Genomic DNA, 20,160 nt, shown 5'->3' on the forward strand with positions numbered 1-20,160 from the left:
TATTTACTCCGGGTTTTGAATAATTTCGGGATTCTGGTTAACGATGATAGAAGAAAAAGGGAAAACGTATCCGTTGCTATTTGGAAGCAATGTATAGGTCTGCCCGGCAAATTCCCTGATGAGCGGTTTCGCAAAAAGAGCATCTTTATTTAATCTTTTCTGGTCAAACCATCTAAGCCCCGTTCCAAAGAACTCCCTCCTACGCTCATCAACGACTAACTGCAGGGCTTGCTGGCTGTTTGCGGCAGCAAGTGATATCAGGTCTGCAGGTTTGAACCGGAATTTTCGGAGATCATTGAGTATTTTCACCGCGGCGTCCGTTTGTCCCAGGCGTGCCAGACACTCGGCTCTTATTAACCAGGTATCACTTGTAGTTAGCCCCACAGATGCCGGATCTACCCCTGCCCCTGCAAAAAAACCTCTTCCCGAAAAATTTGGATAAAAATTTGTGGCATTTCCGGGTCTGGTGAATAGCGTATATCTGAGATCCTTGGTACCGAGTAAAGTAAGCAGATCATTACTTAACTGTAGCGCTCCATAACTGATTCTTGGAACTTTACGCAGGAGCACTTCCTTGTTTTGCAACAGGTTAGGGAAAGCGACGGTGATAAACTGATTATAATCTGTCAGTTCGCCAAAAAGTGCAGTCGATTTTTCTGCGGCATCCAAAGCCGATTCATACCGGCGCATGTTGAGATAAACCCTGGAGAGCAAAGCGTAGGCCGCTGCACGATTGGGTTTTACAGAGTTGACCTGGTTGATCGGTATCAACGGTATCGCAATCTCAAGATCTTTTAAGATCTGCGTATATACTTCGGCTACCGTGGCTCTTTTAAGATTCACAAAAAGTTTGGCTTCCAACAATAACGGAACACCAGGATCCTGGTCTGCCGTGGCCTGGTCATATTGTTTTGAATAGGAATTCACCAAGCTAAAATAGGTGAAAGCACGCTGAATGAGTCCTTCAGCGTAAATGGCATTTCGTTCATCGGGTGTACCGCCTTTACTTTCTAAAACTCCTGCGATAACGGTGTTGAATGTATAAAGGGCCTTATACATGGTGTTCCAATCAAAATCGTCAGTTTTATCTGTGTAAAATGGTTTTCGCCAGGTATAGGCAGCAACTCTCGATGGATCAAAAGCTACATTCTGTTGAACAGCCGGATCGTTGAAACTGATGTCATCGCTACCCAAAACTGCCGGGAGCCCACAACCGATGCCCGAATCGTTGATATTGTTCATTAATAAACGGTAGTCGTTTGTATATACCAACACCCGTTGCCCTTGAACGGGAACATCTTCTACATATTTGCGGCAGGAGAAAAGTGCCATGGTTAATACAGCGATCAAAAACATTTTTAATACGCTTATAGTCTTATCTTGATGCATTATAAACTCAGATTAAGTTGAAAAGAATAGGTTCTTACAGGAGCCAATTGATATGTCGTGCTTGCACTATACAAGTAATCAGGGTCAATCCCTTCTTTATTAGCCGCCCATATCATACCTAGATTGCGACATATAGCCGACGCCGTTAACCCCTTGATTTTAAGTTTGGTTGCAAGGTGCTGAGGAAGTGAATAGGAAAGTCTTATCTGCTGAAGCTTTACATTGCTTCTACTACGTACCAGCAAATCAGAGTTAGCATAACGCTCTACGCTGGAATTATAATTGAATCCCATTGAATAATCAGCATTAATCCCAGGAACATTTGTATTGGCTTCATCTCCAGGATTTCTCCACCGTTGTGCGAGATCTCCTGCACGGCTCACAAAGGCACCTAACACGTCAATGGAGGGTTTGCGAAATACGCCACCGAGCTGGTATTGGAATTGAAAGCCAAGATCAAATTGTTTGTAGGTAAAGTTTGTATTATAGGCACCAAACCAGGGAGATGCCGTTCTTCCAGAATATGCTTTTATATCGTAGTAAGGGAAATCCCAGGTATTATAATATTTACCGGGAACTTTAGGATCTTCGATAAGCGTTTCTCCTTTATTATCAAGACCTGCAAATTTGTACGAGAATAAAAAATCAGTTGGATAGCCGTCATGGATAATCTGACCCTGCGAAACATCTTCATTGCCAATTGGCAGTTTAAATCGCTCATCATGAACTACATTGGTATTATAGGAAAGGTTAACACTGTTGTTCCATGTCCACTCTTTAGAGCGGATCAATGCGAATGACAAGCCTAGATCAACCCCTTCGCCATCAAGCATGGCTGCATTAAAAATTGTATTAGAAAAGCCATAGGTAGCATTTATAGGCAGTTCATAAAAAATATCAGTGGTTTTCTTTTTATAGTATTCCAGGGTTCCTGAAATCCTGTTCTCAAACAAGGAGAATTCGATACCGTAATTAAGCATTTTTGTTTTTTCCCAAGCCAGATTCTCTCTTGCAGGCCGGTTTATGCCAGCTGACGGTAACCCTGTATAGGCGTTGGTACCGAGAAGATCAATCACTGTAACCGGGGCATAACCCTGAGGGGCGTTACCAGTAAAGCCAAGGGTGAACCTTGCAGACAGACCACTCAGCCAGTTGATATCTTTAAAAAGATTCTCTTGTTTGATATTCCAGCTAACTCCTGTTGACCATAAAGGTATTGCTCTTTTACGTCTTTCTACCCCTAACAGGTTTAAATCATCAAAGCGTGCACTTCCCGAAATGGTGTATCTGGTATTGAAGGTATACGAGCCATTTGCGTAATAGGAAAGTGCTCTGGTTGTCCTTTCGATAACTGGCCCTGATGTTGCACCGATAACGGGCCTTTGACCAAATATGTCCAGATAACTTACGCTTGGGTTAACGGGCGAATAGGAATTTATTTCCTTATTGTACCCATATCTAGCCTCACTGCTGCTTTTGTTAAAAACTTCCCGAATCTCATTACCGATGACAATGTTAATTTCATGTTTATTGTCCCAGTTTTTACTTGCGTTTAATTGTCCCCTTAAATTATAGCTTCTTACCAGGGAATTATTAAGGTCGAGTTTCCCTCCATTCGGAATACCATAAACCAGTCTGCCGAGGTTATTGATGCTAGTACCACGGTTAACAAGGATACGGGCCTCATAGCTTTCCGGCTCTTTGTAATTTTCCCGTTCATTGAAATTTCTTCCTATATTACCCGAAAGGGATAGACTAAGCCACGATGTAATTTTTCCAGTAATATCGACGTTAAGTCCGAGATTATTGGTCGTATTTAAAGTGTTATTATAATTCAGCTCATCGATAGGCGAATACTGAAATGGAAGATATCCTAGCCTTTCGAAATTCCTTGCCTGAGCGGGAACCATGAACACATCGTAATAAATGTTTGTCCCATCGGCATTTTTCAGCATATCGTAAGGGCGAAGGCCTAACCCCGACATGCTCATTGCCTGAGCTGATGCCGGATTGGTTTGATCTGTTGTATTGGCATAACTTATTGAGCTATTGATGGTAACCGCCCCTTTAAAAAGTACTGATGATGACCCCAGATTAAAAGAATAGCCCTTATTTTTATTTGCTTTATATACCCTATCATCGGTGTAGTAGTATCCAGACATGTGGTAAGAACTGTTAACTCCACCACCAGATAGTGATAACGTATATTGTCTGGTTGCAGGTCGTTGAAGTAGATACTTGTCAATTTGATCACTATTATCATTTTGGGCAAGGGCGGCAAGTTCAAGATTCATTTGTGTTTCTGAAATCTCTCCACGTTTGTTTCTGAATATAATGGCCTGAGCTTGTGTATTGTTTGCTGCACGAAACGATGATGGCACCGGATCCATAAAAATATTGGCATTGATTAAGTCTTTTTCCAGCGCAATATAATCTGTGATAGACATCATTTGTCCGAAATCCGTTCGGGGCTTAGCACTTGTGCTATAGGTGGTGGTAAAATTAACGGCAGGAGCAGAATTCTTTTTGCCTTTCTTAGTGGTAATCACGATCACACCATTAGCGGCCTGAATGCCCCATATTGATGATGCAGCGGCATCTTTTAAAAATGTCACTTGTTGAATATCCTCCGGATTAAGTAAATCCAAGGCACCTTTAGCAATTGAAATCTGCGATGGAAATCCATCAACTACCAGCAATGGTTCAACACTAACCTGGGTATACTGCCCTACAATTGTAGAGATGCCCCGAATGTTTACCGTACCGTTCCGGCTTTGCCCTGCTATTGTTTTGGTAGAAATATTTACTCCCGGAACCAGTCCTTGCAGCCTCTCCAGTAAGCTAATCGTCGGAAATTTGGCAAGCTCCTTTGCGGTGACTATACCAAATGAGCCGGTCGCACGATCTTTGTTTAAATCCTGATAACCTGTGCTAACCACGGCGACTTCCTCCAGCACTGCAGTAAGGGGTTTCATCGCAATAGCAACGGTTTTTTGTCCAGTTAAAGTAAGTGTATCAGATTTATAACCAATAAAACTAGTCACCAAGGTTTCCTTTCCCGAAAGATTCAGAAAAGAAAATGTCCCATCAGGACCAGTTCTTGCCGACTGCTTCGTTCCAAGGACCGAAACATTTGCCCCTCCCATTGGCTCCCCTTTTTCATTCAGAACCAATCCCCTGATATCGATTTTAAAAAATACTGCGGAGAGGCGATCTAGAAACGAACTCTCTTTTTTAAGTACAATAACCATCTTATCCTGGATTTCAAATTTGAGGGGTTGCTCCTTGGATATGATCTCCAGCACCTCGGGAAGGTCGAGATTTTTTACCCTGATATTGATCGGCTGGATCGATCTGAGTAAATTTGCATCGGCTACAAAATCAAAGCCACTTTGATTTTTTATCTTTGAAAAGATTTGTGTAATCGATGCATTTTTTTCTGAAAGGGAAATTTTTTGAGCAAATCCGGCAGCGGAGACCTGCATCAAGGTTGCTAACAGAAACACGCTGGTTAATCGCATAGTGAGCAAGATTTTATGGTATACCAGATTAGGCATACCTAGATTTACGGTATATTTTCTATACATTAGCTTTAGTTTGGTTTGTCAGTGTACCTCTACTTTCCACGGGAAAGGCATACTGTAGGTTTAGTTGATAGCTTTGTTTGTCGGCGAATGCCAAACTATTCCAGGTCCCTGGTTCGGGGATCTGGCTTATTTACTGAGTTAATTCGTTACGTACACCCTCCTTCCTTCAATTTTAAAGTGAACTAATTTAGTAGTTTCCAAAGCCTTAAGTATCTGGCTTATATTTTTTGTTCTTGAAACATTGCCAGAGAAATTGCCTTTGGGAATCTCTCCAGGATAGATAACCTCGATATTATACCAGCGAGATACATCACGCATGATCTCCTCGATATTACTACCATTGAAGATGAAATCCCCATTTTTCCAGGCTAGTGGCACATCGGTGTCAACACTGCTGATATTAAGTTTCTCTTCGCTTAAAACGGATTGTTGCCCAGGAGCGAGAACAACCTCATCTTTATAGGCTATTTTTGATTTTGCGTTCCAGGTAGAAGCCATGTAAGAGATTTTAACCCTCCCCTCTGCCAGCGTAGTGATTTCCCTTGGATCATTGCTATAGGCTTTCACATTAAAGTATGTTCCTAAAACCTGAACCTCTTGATTAGCTGATTTTACAATAAATGGATGTTTTTCATCCTTTGCTACCTCGAAATAAGCCTCTCCAACCAGTTGAACTGTTCTACTCTTCAGATTTTTGAAAGAGGAGCTGAATTTTATCGATGAGGCTGCATTCAGCCATGCTGTGGAACCATCCGGTAATTTGACACGAAAGGTCTGAGCATTTGCTGTTTTTAGCATATTTAATCCTTCTCCATCTGAAATCTGCTCATTATCCATGTTATAGATAATTTCTCCAGATCGACTTTTAGATATCCTTACTCCTGATTCAATTGCAATTTCTCCATTGTTCACTTCTGAGAGATTAATACTCTTTCCGTTTGCCAGTATTAACGTAGCGCCGGTTTTCCCAGGAGGGATATCTTTTTTTGAAGCAATTGAGGTGGTGATATTTTCCTTCTCTGTAAAATAATTAAAAACCAGATATAGGGATACGATTAATAAGGCGCCGATGAATGAAGCTGCAATAGCTATACGAGGGAAAATTTTTCTGATAGTCTGACGACCCTGAGGCTGTTCAATAATATTTTTAAAGATCTGCTGCGAACGAAACTCATCAATTTCGATAAGTTGTGATTCACTCAACTTGAAATCCGTATCGAGCAATCTAAAAAGTTTGTCTTGAGTCAGGTCCTCATCCAGAAGATTGCTGAATTCCTCCACCTCTGCCAGAGTAGCTGTCTTGGAAAAGAATTTCCTATATAAATAAATTATTCTTAAGTCTTCTTGCTCTGGCATAATTTAAGTGGGCGCAGACTGCCCTTTTTATATATAATCCATGAGAACGCTTTTAGGGGGTATGGAAAATGAAAAAAAAATCAGATTAATCTGAAGATCACTAATAATGCAACAATATCGGTATGCGTTTTAAGATATGCCCTAAGAAAACGGAGTGCCAATTTCATATAGCTTCGTACGGTTTCTACACTCAAATTCATCTGTTGCGCAGCCTGTTCGTACTTAAGGCCTTGTATATGGCAGAGCTCGTAGACCATTTTCTGTTGAGCAGGCAAAAGTGCTATCCCCTCGGTGAGTATTTTTCTGGTATCTGCCAAAAGAATCTCTTCCTCCGTTTCATTATGTTTCTCTGTCCACGCCTTTCCCATTGCAAGCTCAGTTCTGGCTTCAAGTACTTTGCGCCTCAGTATCTGAAAACTCTGGTTTTGGGCCAGGGTGAGGAGATAAGCCGATATGTTGCTATCAGGCCTCAGGCTTCCGGCATTTTGCCAAAGCTTTAGCATCACCTCTTGAAGAACCTCTTCTGCCAATACTTCAGACTTTAATATATAAAAAGCCTTATTGAAAACTTTTTTTTTATGCAGTTCATAAAGAAGCTTGAATGCATGTTGATTTCCTTGTGCTACCTGACGCAACAATTTATATTCATCAACGACTGGCTTGGTATGGATGTGCATGAATAATCAAATATACAGGATTAATTTGAATGCATTAAGCGAAAACACGGCCGGCCGCTCCATTCACTAATTGATTCACTCAAGCCTGATGATAAATTGGTTTGCCCACTTTGTCCTTTTTTAACTTTTTTTTCCTGTATGTCAGATCAGAAGTCATTTCATTTGAAGGAATATTGCCAATGAGCATTTTAAACTGACCGCCTTGGCCAATGCTAATCAGGTTAAAAGCCAATATTACACTAGTTGCATACGCCTTTCTGCTTGCAATCGGGTAATTTTTTATGTAGTATTGATTAATGAATCCCTATCATCGCCATCTCAAGAATTTTTTACTATCCTTGTTTACCCTGATAGGCGTTTTCTTGAGCCAAATTGCGTTTGCTCAAAGTAATAGTCCGTTGAAAACGAAATCGGACAGCGTAAGAGTTAAGACAGAAAGTTTTCTCGAGAAAATGCAGGCATTTGCCAAAAAATCGGAAAAGGAAAGCAAAGAGGATTTTAAGACAGACAATATCTCGCTCATACAACTCAAAGTCATTAATGAGATTCGCGTAAACACAGAAAATGCAAAGGCGTTTCTGAAAACCTCTCAAGATACTTCCGTTATAACAAATCACCTAAAAGATCTTAAATCTGTATTCAAGATAGCGTCTGATGGTGTGTTTATTAATATGGGTTCGATACAAACCTACCGAAACCTTGCTTCTACGAAGCGAATTCTAAGGGAGCTTTTACAGACCACAACTTTAATAAAGAGAAACCTCGATACCAGACAAAAGTCTTTTACCGCATTTCATTACAAACTTGATTCTCTGTCGTCTATTCCTGAGCTTTTCGCTTTCCCAAAAGACTCTTCCTCAGTAGTTGATTATTTAAAAACACTTGGAACTGCTGCCTATGAAACAGCTCCTTTGGATTCTATCCTAAAGGCTCGGAGTTTGCAGGTGCAGAAACAGCTGAATACCTATAATTTAGCAATTAGTCAACTTACCAATAGTATTGAACAGGTGGAGCAGTACGAGCGTAACATGACCTATAATTCATTGGCCCGCGAATTACCAAACATCTGGCAGCATCCGAAACACTTTCGTCACTTCAAAGAGATCATTAGCTTTTCCATTGAAAAGAATCTGCTCACTTTAAAATATTATGTGGGCAATAATATAGGTAGGCTCTTGCTGATTTTTTTATTGACTACCTGTTCTTTCTTATATCTCAGGGCATTAAAAAATATTTATAAACTTAAAGGTCTTCTCAAAAGTGACTTGGATGGTCAGCTCGCCATCCGCTACCCATTATTATCGGCAATGGTAATTGTGTTAAGCCTATTCCAGTTTATCCTCATCTCACCTCCATTTATACTTAGTTTAGTTATCTGGATAATCAGTGCTATTTGTCTTACCATTTTGTTTAGAAATTTCATCACCAGCTATTGGATGAAGGTGTGGCTGTTCATGGTGGTGGTACTTTTGGCTGCCTCATTTGGTAATATTTTACTTCAGTCGTCCCGCGATGAACGTTGGTTTATGCTCGGTTTCTCAATATTGGGTGCAAGTGCAGGAGTAGTTATACTTCTGCAAAAAAGGTATGCTGAGCTGAAAGAAAAATGGATCTGTTATTCCATTGGTATCATGGTCGCATTTGAACTTATTTCTGCTATCTTCAATATCTATGGCCGTTTCAATCTTTCTAAAACATTATTCCTGGTCGGATTTTTAAATGTAGTTATATCGATCATTTTCCTTTGGGTGGTCAGATTAATCAACGAAGGACTTCTCCTGGCATTCGATGTTTATACCGTGCAGGATAGAAAACTTTTTTATCTGAATCTGGGAAAGGTTGGCAGCAAAGCTCCGACTATTTTATATTTCCTGTTAGTAGTGGGATGGCTAGTGCTCATGGGCCACAATTTCCCACAGTTTGATCTCCTTTCCAGGCCATTGCTTAACCTTCTGGAGAGCGAACACCGCATAGGAGATTATAGCTTTAGCATTAATGGACTTTTGCTATTTTTCGGCATCATGGCCATAGCAGTCATCGCATCAAAAATTGTTTCATTTTTCACCTCGGATGACCATCTTGTAAATAGTAGAAACGGGCAATCTGTTAAAAAGGGTTTAGGTAGCTGGGTGCTCTTGGTGAGACTTGTGATACTTTGCACAGGCTTGTTTCTAGCACTGGCTGCCGCAGGTATTCCACTTGACAGGATTACCATCGTCATTGGTGCTCTGGGGGTAGGAATTGGTTTTGGTTTACAGACTTTAGTGAACAACTTAGTCAGCGGGTTAATCATTGCATTTGAAAAACCGGTAAATGTTGGCGATCTGGTGGATGTGGATGGCCAGGGAGGAACAATGAAATCAATAGGATTTCGCAGTAGCGTGATTACCACTTTTGATGGTGGGGATCTCGTGATGCCAAATGGCGATCTTTTGAATTCGCATTTAATGAACTGGACACTCGCCGGAGGAAGAAAACGAATGGCCATCAATATTGGTGTAGACTATGAAACAGATCTCAGAAAGTGTAAGGCGTTAATTATTGAAATTCTGGAAAGTGAAGATAGGATTTTAAAAAACCCGAAGCCTGTTGTCCAATTTGAATCATTTGGAGAAAATGCTATTGATCTTAATATACTGGTTTGGACAAGAACCCTGAAGGAAAATGGCTCAACAAAGAGTGACCTGATCATCGCCATAAATGAATCTTTTAGGCAAAACAGCATTAAAATTCCATTCAGCCAGCAGGAAATTTATTTACATAAGACAGAGGATTCTTAAATTTAATGGCCGAGAATTTTTAAAGTGATATAATGAATAGCAGATTCATTTAAGCCATTCAGGGCAAATGACAACTTCAACTGCAGCGAAAAAAAAAACTGCAAACAGAAAAAGTCATAAAAAACGAACGTAAAATAATTTACCGATTGAACATTGATATTTTCGCCCAATTGTACAAATCTTCTATCTTATTTACGTTTAAAACGATTAAAATTATGGGCTTATTCAACAGTAATTTTAGGTTGGTAATCAAACTCAATCAACCCTTAACCAATTATTCTTATTATGAAATCATTTAATATTCTATCAATCATAGTAGCTGCACTGATCATATCTTCATGTGTGAGACATGAGGGCACAGACCAAAAGAATCAGGAAGTTCAATCTGAAACAGTTGAGATTGAAAAACAGGATATACTCATAACTGAACCATTATCTAAACAAGAGCAAACTAAATTAAAGCCAGAAGATGTTGTAAAAAGGTTAATGGATGGAAATAAAGATTTTGTAGAGGATAATCTTACTGTAAGAAACACTGCTGAACGGGTAAGAAAAGCATCTTTAGGCCAATATCCCAAGGCGGTGATTCTCTCCTGTTTAGATTCCAGAGTTCCAGTCGAAGATGTTTTTCATAGTGGAATCGGAAATTTATTTGTGGCAAGGGTTGCAGGAAATATTGTTAACAACGATATTCTAGGAAGTATGGAGTACGCATGCAAAGTTTCGGGAGCAAAAGTGGTATTTGTTTTAGGACATGAATATTGTGGCGCAGTAAAATCTGCTATAGATGGTGTTAAACTCGGAAACATAACCGGCTTACTTGAAAGAATAAAACCTGCGGTATTTAAGGTAGCAAAAAACTTTACACCTAAAACAGATTCCTCTGATGCCAGATTTGTTGAAGATATATGTGAAGAAAATGTAAGACAGGCGATTATCGAAATCCGGAAAGGGAGTCCCATCCTGAAAGAAATGGAAGACAAAAATCAAATTTTAATAGTTGGAGGTGTATATGACATGAAAACCGGAAAGGTTTCAATGCTTGACTTGAACTAAATAATAAAAAGTTCAAGATACCAAAAGGATTGGCGGGTACAAAGAAAGAATTTAAGCTATCAAACCAACTTTCGAACTTTCAAAATCTGAAAACTTATAATTCATTTAGAAAACTATAATCAATAACCTGAACTTTAATCAAAGTGCTTTATATAAATCGAACCCAAAATGAGAATAATAGCATTGCGTCAAACAAAGCCTGTACTTGGAAATTTTATGCTATAGACTTAACATTTCAATGGTAGTTGTTCAATAAACAAGTGATGTAGTTAACTTATCAAAGTAAAATATCGGAAACGATGTTAGCAAAGCAGCTACTCATCATTTAATTAAAACATATTAGATGCTATTTAGAACTCACGCACCTAAATCCGGTATGTTCAAGGCCGGTATCAGTCGAAGTTTTCATTCTCGAAGTAACTTTATAGCCCTCACAATAGGATGCGTTGCACATAAAAGAACCTCCGCGAACAACTTTTTTTGGTACGCTTGGTTCCATTGGATCAAAACTATCTGATGGGCCAATTGGATTTGTAGCTGATCCACCAACCGTTTTATAATAATCTGAACGGTACCAATCACTGCACCATTCCCAAACATTTCCGGCCATATCAAACAAACCATAACCATTTGGCTTGAATTGTTTTATAGGCGCAAGGCCTCCAAAATTATCCCAGTTTGTATTGCTAATTGGAAAATTTCCCTGCCATGTATTGGCTTTTGCAGCGCCTTTCTCAACATTCTCATTTCCCCACGGATATAGGCTCTCTTTCAAACCGCCTCTTGCTGCATATTCCCATTCCGCTTCGGTAGGCAAACGCTTTCCAGACCATCTACAATAAGCCATCGCATCATCCCAGGAGATATGAACAACTGGATAATTATCTTTTCCATTGATATTGGTTTTCGGTCCATGGGGATGTTTCCAATCAGCTCCTTTAATCCAGCGCCACCATTGAGCAGCATTATCCAAACCATCAATCGATTGAGGTTGATAAAACACCAGTGATGCGGCAACAAAAACACTATCTGGTGGCTTTGGAGTTCCTGCAGGCAGTTGTTTTTTCATTTCCTCCCAAACTGGTTTCCGTTCTGCAGTTGTTATATATCCCGTTGCATCCACAAACTTTCTAAATTCTGCATTGGTTACTTCACTAACATCCATCCAAAAAGAGGATAGTTTGACCTTGTGTTGTGGGTACTCATCTTCTCGTCCTTCTTTATCCTTAGCGCCCATATTGAACGTTCCTGCAGGAATCAGAACCATGCCGCGATGACTAACTTTATTGGCAACAAAACTTGAGGAATCCTTTAGCACTCCGAACCTATCAGGAAGATTTTGCTCGCAAGAGGCCAAAGAATCTTGCTTTTGTTTTTTTTCGATCCTATTTTTTGAATCGGAGCACGTTAAACAAAAGATTGGCAGTAATGTAAAGATTAAAGTTTTAACATCCCTCATATATGGAATCACAAAAAATTCAAATAGCACATAAATAAAGCTAATACATCCGAAGTTACTAACTAACCGTTGATTAACTGATGTTTATTAACGCTTTGATTTTATTGATTTTAGCATAAACTTTGATAGATCATCTGCTGCTTTATCATTCTTGAAACTTTGCGGTAACCTACCATTGGCATATTCATTATACAACCATGGATCACCAATGGCTAAAACAGTTCCCTTTCCATATTTAGAAATCACCATTGCAACCTCGCCTTTGCTAGTTTTTAAAACTGGCGTTGCTGTATGGCTTATGGAAATAGAAGAAGCGTCTTTAATAAAAATCTTTTTGGAGGTTTTAAATATCCGGTTGTTGCTTATAGTTATTGCTCCATCTTCGAAATGGGCATCATCTATAACATGAAGGATTAAATCATTATTAAATTTGAACCCAAATTTCTCCGCTAAAATATTGAAGTATTCCAGGTCTGCATTCGCTTTATCATTCCCTAAAAGCAATAGAACCCCTCCCCTTTTTACCCAGGCCGCTATTGCATTTGCATCCTCTGCATTCATGTAGTTTGGTTTAGGATTATCTTTCAGGTGATCAGGATCTACAATGATGTAAACATCGCTCTCTGCCAGCGCTTCCGCTGTTGGTTTTTGAAAAAGTACGCTAAGTTCTTTTGCGCCATTACCCTTAAAAGATGCTCCTAAAATAGAGAAACCGGTCATTTCCGTATCGTTCCACAAATAATGAAAAGGTAGGCTTTGTCCATTTGCGCTTGGCTTGGTTTCGCTGTTAAAGTAATGATCCAGCGTAACAACTTGACTTTGAACATAGCTACTTATACTAATTAATGCCGCTGTGAAGATGAATTTTAAATAGGTTTTTGTCATGATTTGATTGTGTGTGGATAATTTGGTCTAGCCTTTTTCTGAATCTAACTTGATCAGGTATTCGGTCGGCATACAGCCATAGTATTGCTTAAAAGCTGTTGAAAAATAAGATGGGGAGTTGAACCCGCACATATAAGTAACCTGGGCCATCGTATATCGCTTGCTTTGCATTAATTCAACTGCCTTTTTAAATCGGATGGTTTTGACGAAATCAGTTGCTGATTCTCCTGTTATTGCCTTAAATTTTAAATAAAGATTAGATCGGCTCATGCCAATCTCCTGACTAAATTTTTCTACTGAAAAATCTGAATCGGATAAATGTTTCTCTACCACATCTATTGCTTTTTTAAGAAACTCTTCATCAAGGGTATTGAAGACCAGATTTTGAGGAACCACCTCCCTACTGCCGCTGTAATAATCTATCAAACGTTTTCTAGCTTTCAACAGGTTGGCAATTTTGGCTGCAAGCATCTCGATGGAGAAAGGCTTCGTAATATAATCGTCAGCCCCCATTTCCAATCCCTTAATCTGCTGATCGATTTCTGATTTCGCCGTGAGTAACATCACAGGAATATGAGAAGTATTGATATTCTGTTTCACCCGTTTACAAAAATGCAAACCGTCGAGCTCTGGCATCATCACATCGCTCACAATCAGATCAAAAGCCTGTTCTTCAAGTATTTTGAGTGCCATAAGCCCGTCAAATGCAACGGTAATCCGGTAGTCTGTTTCAAAATATTCCCGCAAATAATTTAGTATTTCCTGGTTGTCATCCACTAATAACAAATGGCTTTTGTGCATGTCATCTGCTTCAACAACATTGGAATCTTCCAGAACCTCTTCAACATTTTGATCCGCTTGGCTTGTTAATGCTTCAGATACAGTAGAGAGTTCATAAATCTTACTATCTTTTTTACCTAAATCGCCATAGGCAGTATCTGAGGTTGGAATCGAAACCGTGAAAACACTTCCTTTACCAATTTCACTTTCGGCAGTGATAGATCCATGATGCAATTCAACCAGTCGTTTGGTGAAAGCCAGACCGACGCCTGAACCCAGGTTCATTTCCTGATTGTTGACCTGGTAAAAACGGTCAAAAATTTTGGCAAGATCATCCTGATCAATCCCCACACCGGAATCGCTTATTTTGATAATGGCATAATCTTTTGACATGGATAAATCAATGCTGATTTGATCTTCATTTTTAGTGTATTTAAATGCATTGGAAAGCAGGTTGAACAATATTTTCTCCATTGCATCATGGTCAAAAAAGAAAGCAAGCTTTGCCTGAGTAGAGCGGTAAGTATATTTGATATTTTTTTGATCTGACAAAGGCTTGAAAGATTCGTATATCTCATGTATAAAACTTACAATATCGCTCCATTCTACTTGCAAACGTCGTGTTCCCGTTTCTGTTTTCCTAAACTCAAAAAGCTGATCGACCAGATTATACAACCGCTTTGCATTCGTGAGCATCATTTCATGACGCTTTGCAATCGCTTTTTGCGCCAGTGGCTTATTGATCATTTCTTCAAGTGGAGCAAGAATTAAAGTTAGCGGCGTTCTCAGTTCGTGTGAAACATTGGTAAAAAAATCCATTTTCATCTGATTGATGTATCGAACTTTTTCTTTATCAACACGTTCAAGCTTTAACTGATGCAGCGCTCTAACACGCTCTGCAATAATTCTGTAAGCGACATAAGCCCCAACTATAGCAAAAGCGAATACCAAAGTGTAAAACCACCAGGTATTATACCAGGGTGGCAGTACGTTGATTTGCAAACTTCGCACTGCACTGGTTTCTCCATTCGGACCCACGGCCTTAATTTTAAAATGGTAGTTGCCTGCTTTTAAATTATTATAAACCACCTTCAAATCATCTGCTCGCTGCCAGTTTTCATCCACACCATCCAACATATAGAGGTAGTGGGTTCGGTTAGCTGAAATATAATTGAAGGCATTGAAACGGATGGTAAACTGCTTATATTCAGAAGCGATCGAGATTTTATTGGTTTGATCCAGTGGATTTTCGAGTATTTCGGTTTCATCGCCAATATTCACCATTCGGCCGAAAACCTCAAGTGCGGTAAAGGATACTTTTAATGGTAAGGATTGTTGTTTGATATTTGAAGGATAAAAATAAGAAACGCCATTAATGCCCCCGTAGAGTAACATCCCATCCCTGGCTTTGCAAAAAGCATAATCATTAAACTGATTATTCTGCAAGCCGTCGCTTTCATCAAAAGTTTGGACTGATTTGTTCGCTGGATTGTAGCGGACAAGCCCTTTGTTTGTAGAAATCCACAGGTTTCCTTCCTGATCGGATTCAATTCCATAAATGGTACCTGTGATAAAATCTTTTCGGCTTCGATGTGTGATGAACGTTTGGCTTGCTTCATCGAACAAACTCAAGCCTTCCCTTGATCCAACCCATATTCGCTGATTACTGTCTTTAGTTATACAGGTAATTACATCATCACTAATTTGAGATTTGGCGGTATTCCCAAACAGCATATTGTCCGGATAAAGCAAAGTAACTCCATTGGTTGTACCGATCCATATCCTACGCCTGCTATCTTCAAAAAGGTAAGTGATATCATCAGAGCTCAACCTTTTGCCAGCCTTATCCAAATGGACGTGAGAAAATAGCCCCTTTTCTGAATCAAATTGGTCTAATCCAGACCGGGTTCCCACCCAAATTCTGCCCTTATAATCTTTCAGCACACTGTATACCAAGTTACCGGCAATTGAATTTGGATCATTTTCATCGTGTAGAAAACGCTTAACCAATCCGGTAGCGGGGTTCAATATATTTAAACCGCCATTATGCGTTCCGATCAGTACTTGCTCGCGATCATCAAAAGCGATAGCTTTTATGTTGTTGGATGCCAATGTGCTGGCACTGCGCTCATTGCTGGTATAATAGCTAATGGTGTTGTTCTTTCTATCCCAATAATTCAGCCCCTTATCATTGGTACCGATCCAAAAATTACCTTTTTTATCCTGACTGATGGCGCTAACCACCTCATCATTTAATGATAATTTGCCCGTGTTTTGACTCAGCAGGTTAAACTTGATATCATTGCGATGATAATAATTTACCCCTCCATAAAATGTACCCAACCAGATCCCATCTTGCTTATCCCTGAAAAAACACCGAACTGAATTCTGGCTAATGGTGTAGGGTTGGGAAACCTGATGAAAATAATTATCAAACAGTCCGGAAGCAGCACTAAGAATAGACAAACCTTTGAAGGTTCCAAGCCAGATATTCCCCTGGGTATCTTTCCCTACACTCCTAATGTTATTATCGGCAATACTGTTCGCATTCGCTTGATGTAAAAAAATTTTCTTTTGTTTCGTTTCCGGATTGTAGCGAATCAATCCAGCTCCTTCTGTGGCCACCCATAAAACGTCCCCATCCAGATAAACTTCATTTATCGCTGCTTTCTCCGAACCCAGATCAATTTTTGATAATTGGTCCTGATTTCCCGATCTTTTGAAGAGCCCAACATCTGTTCCGATCAAAAGATCTTTTTTCCAGTTGCCGATATAAGCTATTTTCTTAATTCCATAATCGAAGAAATTAAAATTTACTTCCTCAAAAGCCTTTGATTTTGGTGACAATTGAAAAATACCACCAACAACTGATGTTGCCCAAATATTATGGTGTTCATCTTCAGTAATCGAAGAAACATACCACTCCCCTAAACTTCGAGGTAATTTATAGTTGATAAACTCATCTTTGGCATAATCGTATCGGCTAACGCCTTGATTACCTCCTATCCATAAATTACCCGCATGATCGACAAATAATGTGCGAATGTAATAAGATTGAAGGCTATTTGGATGAGCCTTAACAGGACGGTAGACTTTGAAGCCTTTGCTATCATAGCGATTGAGTCCGTCCTGCGTCGCCATCCAGATAAATCCCAGCGTATCTTGCTTTATCGAGAAAACGGTACTCTGAGAAAGTCCCTTGCTTACAGAAATATTCCTGAAATTACGATCAGAAACTTGCGCTTCCGAATCGCTAGTTATCAAAATAAAGCATAATACAAAAATCGCATTCAGCCACCTGAATCGGAGCCAATTTGCTTTTTGTATGATTGATAACTTCTGTAGAAGCATAGAGTTTTAGATAACCTGATGATTAAATATTCAAGATAAGCATTTATAAGTTTGCATGATCCAAACACTTAACAATACGAAGTTAGCGATACATCATGTAAGCCACTTTTAAATTTGGTTAAAAATCTTTTAATAGTGATCAATTTTAACATGTTAGTTAGCACTATCATATTTCAAAACATCAGGAAACTGATCGACCACCTCTTTTTTGACAAGCTTACCATTGATCATTTCGAGCAAAACAGAACTTCCCTTTAGATTTGAAACAAAGGCCTTCCCTTGAAATTTTACCGGCATATCACCATAAGTAAATAACGATTTGCTTTGCGCTCCATCTATTGTTAATGCAGCCTTTTTCTCGCCATTCAATTGGGCCTTAATATGCCACTCTCCTAGCCTTACTTCACAAATTCCTTCATTGCTATCAGGCATTTTAATCACTTCCACCTTACCGGTTTTAAGTTGTATAATCGTTAAGAACCTAAAGTTTTTGGATGGCAGAGACGTGATGCCCGCATGCCATTGATTTTTGAAATCTTTGATTGCACCTGCATCATCAGTAACCTTATTCCAGTTTTCCGCAGGTTCAGAAAATTGATTATGTACCACCAGGTTAATCGGACTGTTCGCAAAAACTGTAGTCAGGCTGCGTACAGAATCATTTTCAGTTGTGAAATCCTTTCGATTTGTTGGATTCGAATTTTCTGCTTGCATCTTACTGTATGGTGCATGAAACTGAGTGGTCCATTTTACAGGTTTGTTGGCTGATAGTTCATCGTAAAGCACAATATATTCGCCCGCAAGCTGAAGCATGTGCCTACGATATAATGTTACTCCCGATTCCCCATAGACGTTTCCTTTACTCGGCTGGACTTTGATCTGATCGAAGCGGTTCAGCCAAAACTCACTTTGAATCTTACCGTAAGCATTGCTGGCATCTCCCAAAGCATATTGAATGTTTTTACCACTGATCGATCTTGGTATCCAACCAAATCCTTCTTCGCCAATCTTTTGACTGATGCTATCGGCTAAAATTGTTGAATATGCCCTGGAACTTCTGTAATAAAAAAGGTTATGTTTATCGCTAAAATTGCTATAGTACCCGCTTCCACCAAACAGTACCTTACCTTTATAATTTACGGTAAAAGCATTTTGTGAAGCATGTCCGTGACCTGATGCACCAAAAGGACTGCTTAATAAATAACTGCTTAGGTTATTTCTGGCATCGTTGAGGTTTTCATGCATGGCCACAACGCCTACATCGTTGAATGCCCTGCTTTTGGGTAAATCATCAAAAGATTTTGTTGCGATCTTTCGGTCTGGCTTGTAATTAAGCAGTCTAAAAAGCAGATAATCATCCGTTCCTCTGAAATATTCAGGATTATCGATTTTTATCTTCGCCACATAATTGTTTAGATAGGGATTATTTACTTTAAGAGCTAGTGCATCTGCAAACCAGGCTTCTCCTTTTACGATGTATGGAATATTTTCCCACATATCACCCGTTGCTGTCGAGGCAGAACCGTTAGGATGCGTATAGATGAGATAATAGGGTAAGTTTTGCATCCAGGGAAGCTTAAAATAATCTACTCCACTAAAATCACCGAACATTTGAGAGAGGTAAATAATCGATTTAAAGTTAACCCTAAAATAGCCATTTCCTTCATGCCAACCTCCATCAGTTGTACCCAAAACCGGAAACCTCGCCGACCACACTTCGTACATATAGGTTAACCATTCTTTTGCTTCCGGTACTTCGTTAATTACTGAAACTGTTGCAATAGCGAGGTTTCTTAAAGTGATTTGCCAAACATGATTATCGCTCACATGAAGCTCAAAACGGTTGGGAAGATGATCATAAACCCTCTTCGCCCGCATCGTAATCATATTTTTTAAGCTGAGCCTTTCTTCTTGATTTAAATAATCGTAGCCCGCATCATAAAACCAGCCCAAAGCTTCCAACACTGCGCCACTTGTAAAGTCATCGCCGGTTGCCAAACCATTCGGATCCATGCTGGCAATGTTCAACGCCCTTCTTTTAGCATCCAGGATGAAACGTTTGTCTTTTGTTAACTGGAAGGCAATGCAAAGATTTCTAACTGGTGTGCCTACTGCATCACCAAAGCCGTGGTACATCCGCTCGATAATAATCTTTTTTTCCAAAGGTGTTTTACCTGTGGTATCAATAATTCTTTGAGGTTTTTCGACGGGAAGCGGCTCCAGCATCAATTTTTCAGCGAAAGCAATAAACTTTTTAGCTTCAGGATTTTTGAGATTTCTGTTGTAAAAGTCGTCTCCAATCTGGTTCATGTTCCACAACAATGGATGTGACCCTTCGTTCCGTTTTAGCACAGTTTCGATTGATGGAGAAACTGGTAAACTGGCGTACTTGGGATCTATTAAAAAGTTGTAGGTTTCAGACCAAATCCAGTTGTTGCTGTTTTTAAGTGCGTAGCCATATTTCCAATACCATTTGCCAGGTTTCAAAGCCTGATGCAAGGGATAAACAGCCCATCGCTGTTCCGTGCCCGATATCACATTATTTTGAAACTTTGGATCTGTGGCTAACATCACTTTATATTTTACGTTTCCGATATTGGGATCTTCCGGAATCTCACTACCACTTTCCATTGGTAAAACCTTATTCTTACCATTCGTGCCTGGCCATAATAAAGCTGGTGCATTGGTTGGAACCGTTATACCATTAGCTGGATATGGCCACTCCCGTACTCGGGCATGAAGTTTTGCTTCATTAACTTTTTTTACACCTATCTGCTGTGCGAAGGAATTAAGCGAGAGCAAGGAAATAAAAACTGCTATAAAAATTTTCATTATCATAT

At 39.5% G+C, this 20,160-nt stretch carries 10 protein-coding genes; 2 read left to right on the forward strand and 8 right to left on the reverse strand.

Features of this window, described 5'->3' with window-relative positions; translation table 11 throughout:
* Nucleotides 1-3 precede the first annotated feature (3 nt).
* From ACZZZK_RS05880 to ACZZZK_RS05895, 4 genes are all read right to left on the reverse strand, one after another.
* Entirely contained in the window at nucleotides 4-1,389 is a 1,386-nt protein-coding gene (locus ACZZZK_RS05880) for a RagB/SusD family nutrient uptake outer membrane protein (protein WP_463483331.1), read from the reverse strand.
* On the reverse strand, nucleotides 1,389-4,976 hold the full coding sequence (locus ACZZZK_RS05885; RefSeq protein WP_463483332.1) for a SusC/RagA family TonB-linked outer membrane protein: 3,588 nt from the start codon (nucleotides 4,974-4,976) through the stop codon (nucleotides 1,389-1,391). The genes ACZZZK_RS05880 and ACZZZK_RS05885 overlap by 1 nt, the downstream gene beginning before the upstream one ends.
* A 138-nt stretch (nucleotides 4,977-5,114) precedes the next feature.
* Nucleotides 5,115-6,332, reverse strand: a complete 1,218-nt coding sequence (locus ACZZZK_RS05890; RefSeq protein ID WP_463483333.1) for a FecR family protein — start codon at nucleotides 6,330-6,332, stop codon at nucleotides 5,115-5,117.
* Between the two features lie 80 nt (nucleotides 6,333-6,412).
* Nucleotides 6,413-7,009, reverse strand: a complete 597-nt coding sequence (locus ACZZZK_RS05895) for an RNA polymerase sigma factor (protein ID WP_463483334.1) — start codon at nucleotides 7,007-7,009, stop codon at nucleotides 6,413-6,415.
* A gap of 398 nt (nucleotides 7,010-7,407) precedes the next feature.
* On the opposite strand from ACZZZK_RS05895, the gene ACZZZK_RS05900 reads away from it, so the two are divergent.
* Nucleotides 7,408-9,789, forward strand: coding sequence for a mechanosensitive ion channel family protein (locus ACZZZK_RS05900; protein WP_463483335.1), 2,382 nt, complete (start codon nucleotides 7,408-7,410; stop codon nucleotides 9,787-9,789).
* A 285-nt stretch (nucleotides 9,790-10,074) separates the two neighbouring features.
* A complete protein-coding gene (locus ACZZZK_RS05905; RefSeq protein WP_463483336.1) occupies nucleotides 10,075-10,845 on the forward strand; it encodes a carbonic anhydrase family protein in 771 nt (256 codons plus the stop codon).
* Nucleotides 10,846-11,191: 346 nt separating this feature from the next.
* Here ACZZZK_RS05905 and ACZZZK_RS05910 read toward each other — a convergent pair whose 3' ends face one another.
* From ACZZZK_RS05910 to ACZZZK_RS05925, 4 genes are all read right to left on the reverse strand, one after another.
* Nucleotides 11,192-12,202 carry a formylglycine-generating enzyme family protein gene (locus ACZZZK_RS05910; protein WP_463483337.1) on the reverse strand — a complete coding sequence of 337 codons (1,011 nt, stop codon included), beginning with the start codon at nucleotides 12,200-12,202 and terminating at the stop codon, nucleotides 11,192-11,194.
* 189 nt (nucleotides 12,203-12,391) lie between these two features.
* Complete coding sequence (locus ACZZZK_RS05915; RefSeq protein ID WP_463483338.1) at nucleotides 12,392-13,189, reverse strand: DUF4350 domain-containing protein; 798 nt, start codon at nucleotides 13,187-13,189, stop codon at nucleotides 12,392-12,394.
* 27 nt (nucleotides 13,190-13,216) lie between these two features.
* Entirely contained in the window at nucleotides 13,217-17,233 is a 4,017-nt protein-coding gene (locus ACZZZK_RS05920) for a hybrid sensor histidine kinase/response regulator transcription factor (RefSeq protein WP_463483339.1), read from the reverse strand.
* A 240-nt stretch (nucleotides 17,234-17,473) separates the two neighbouring features.
* Nucleotides 17,474-20,152, reverse strand: coding sequence for a DUF4962 domain-containing protein (locus tag ACZZZK_RS05925; protein ID WP_463483340.1), 2,679 nt, complete (start codon nucleotides 20,150-20,152; stop codon nucleotides 17,474-17,476).
* Nucleotides 20,153-20,160 lie beyond the last annotated feature (8 nt).

This window comes from Pedobacter sp. AC163 (genome assembly GCF_979258665.1).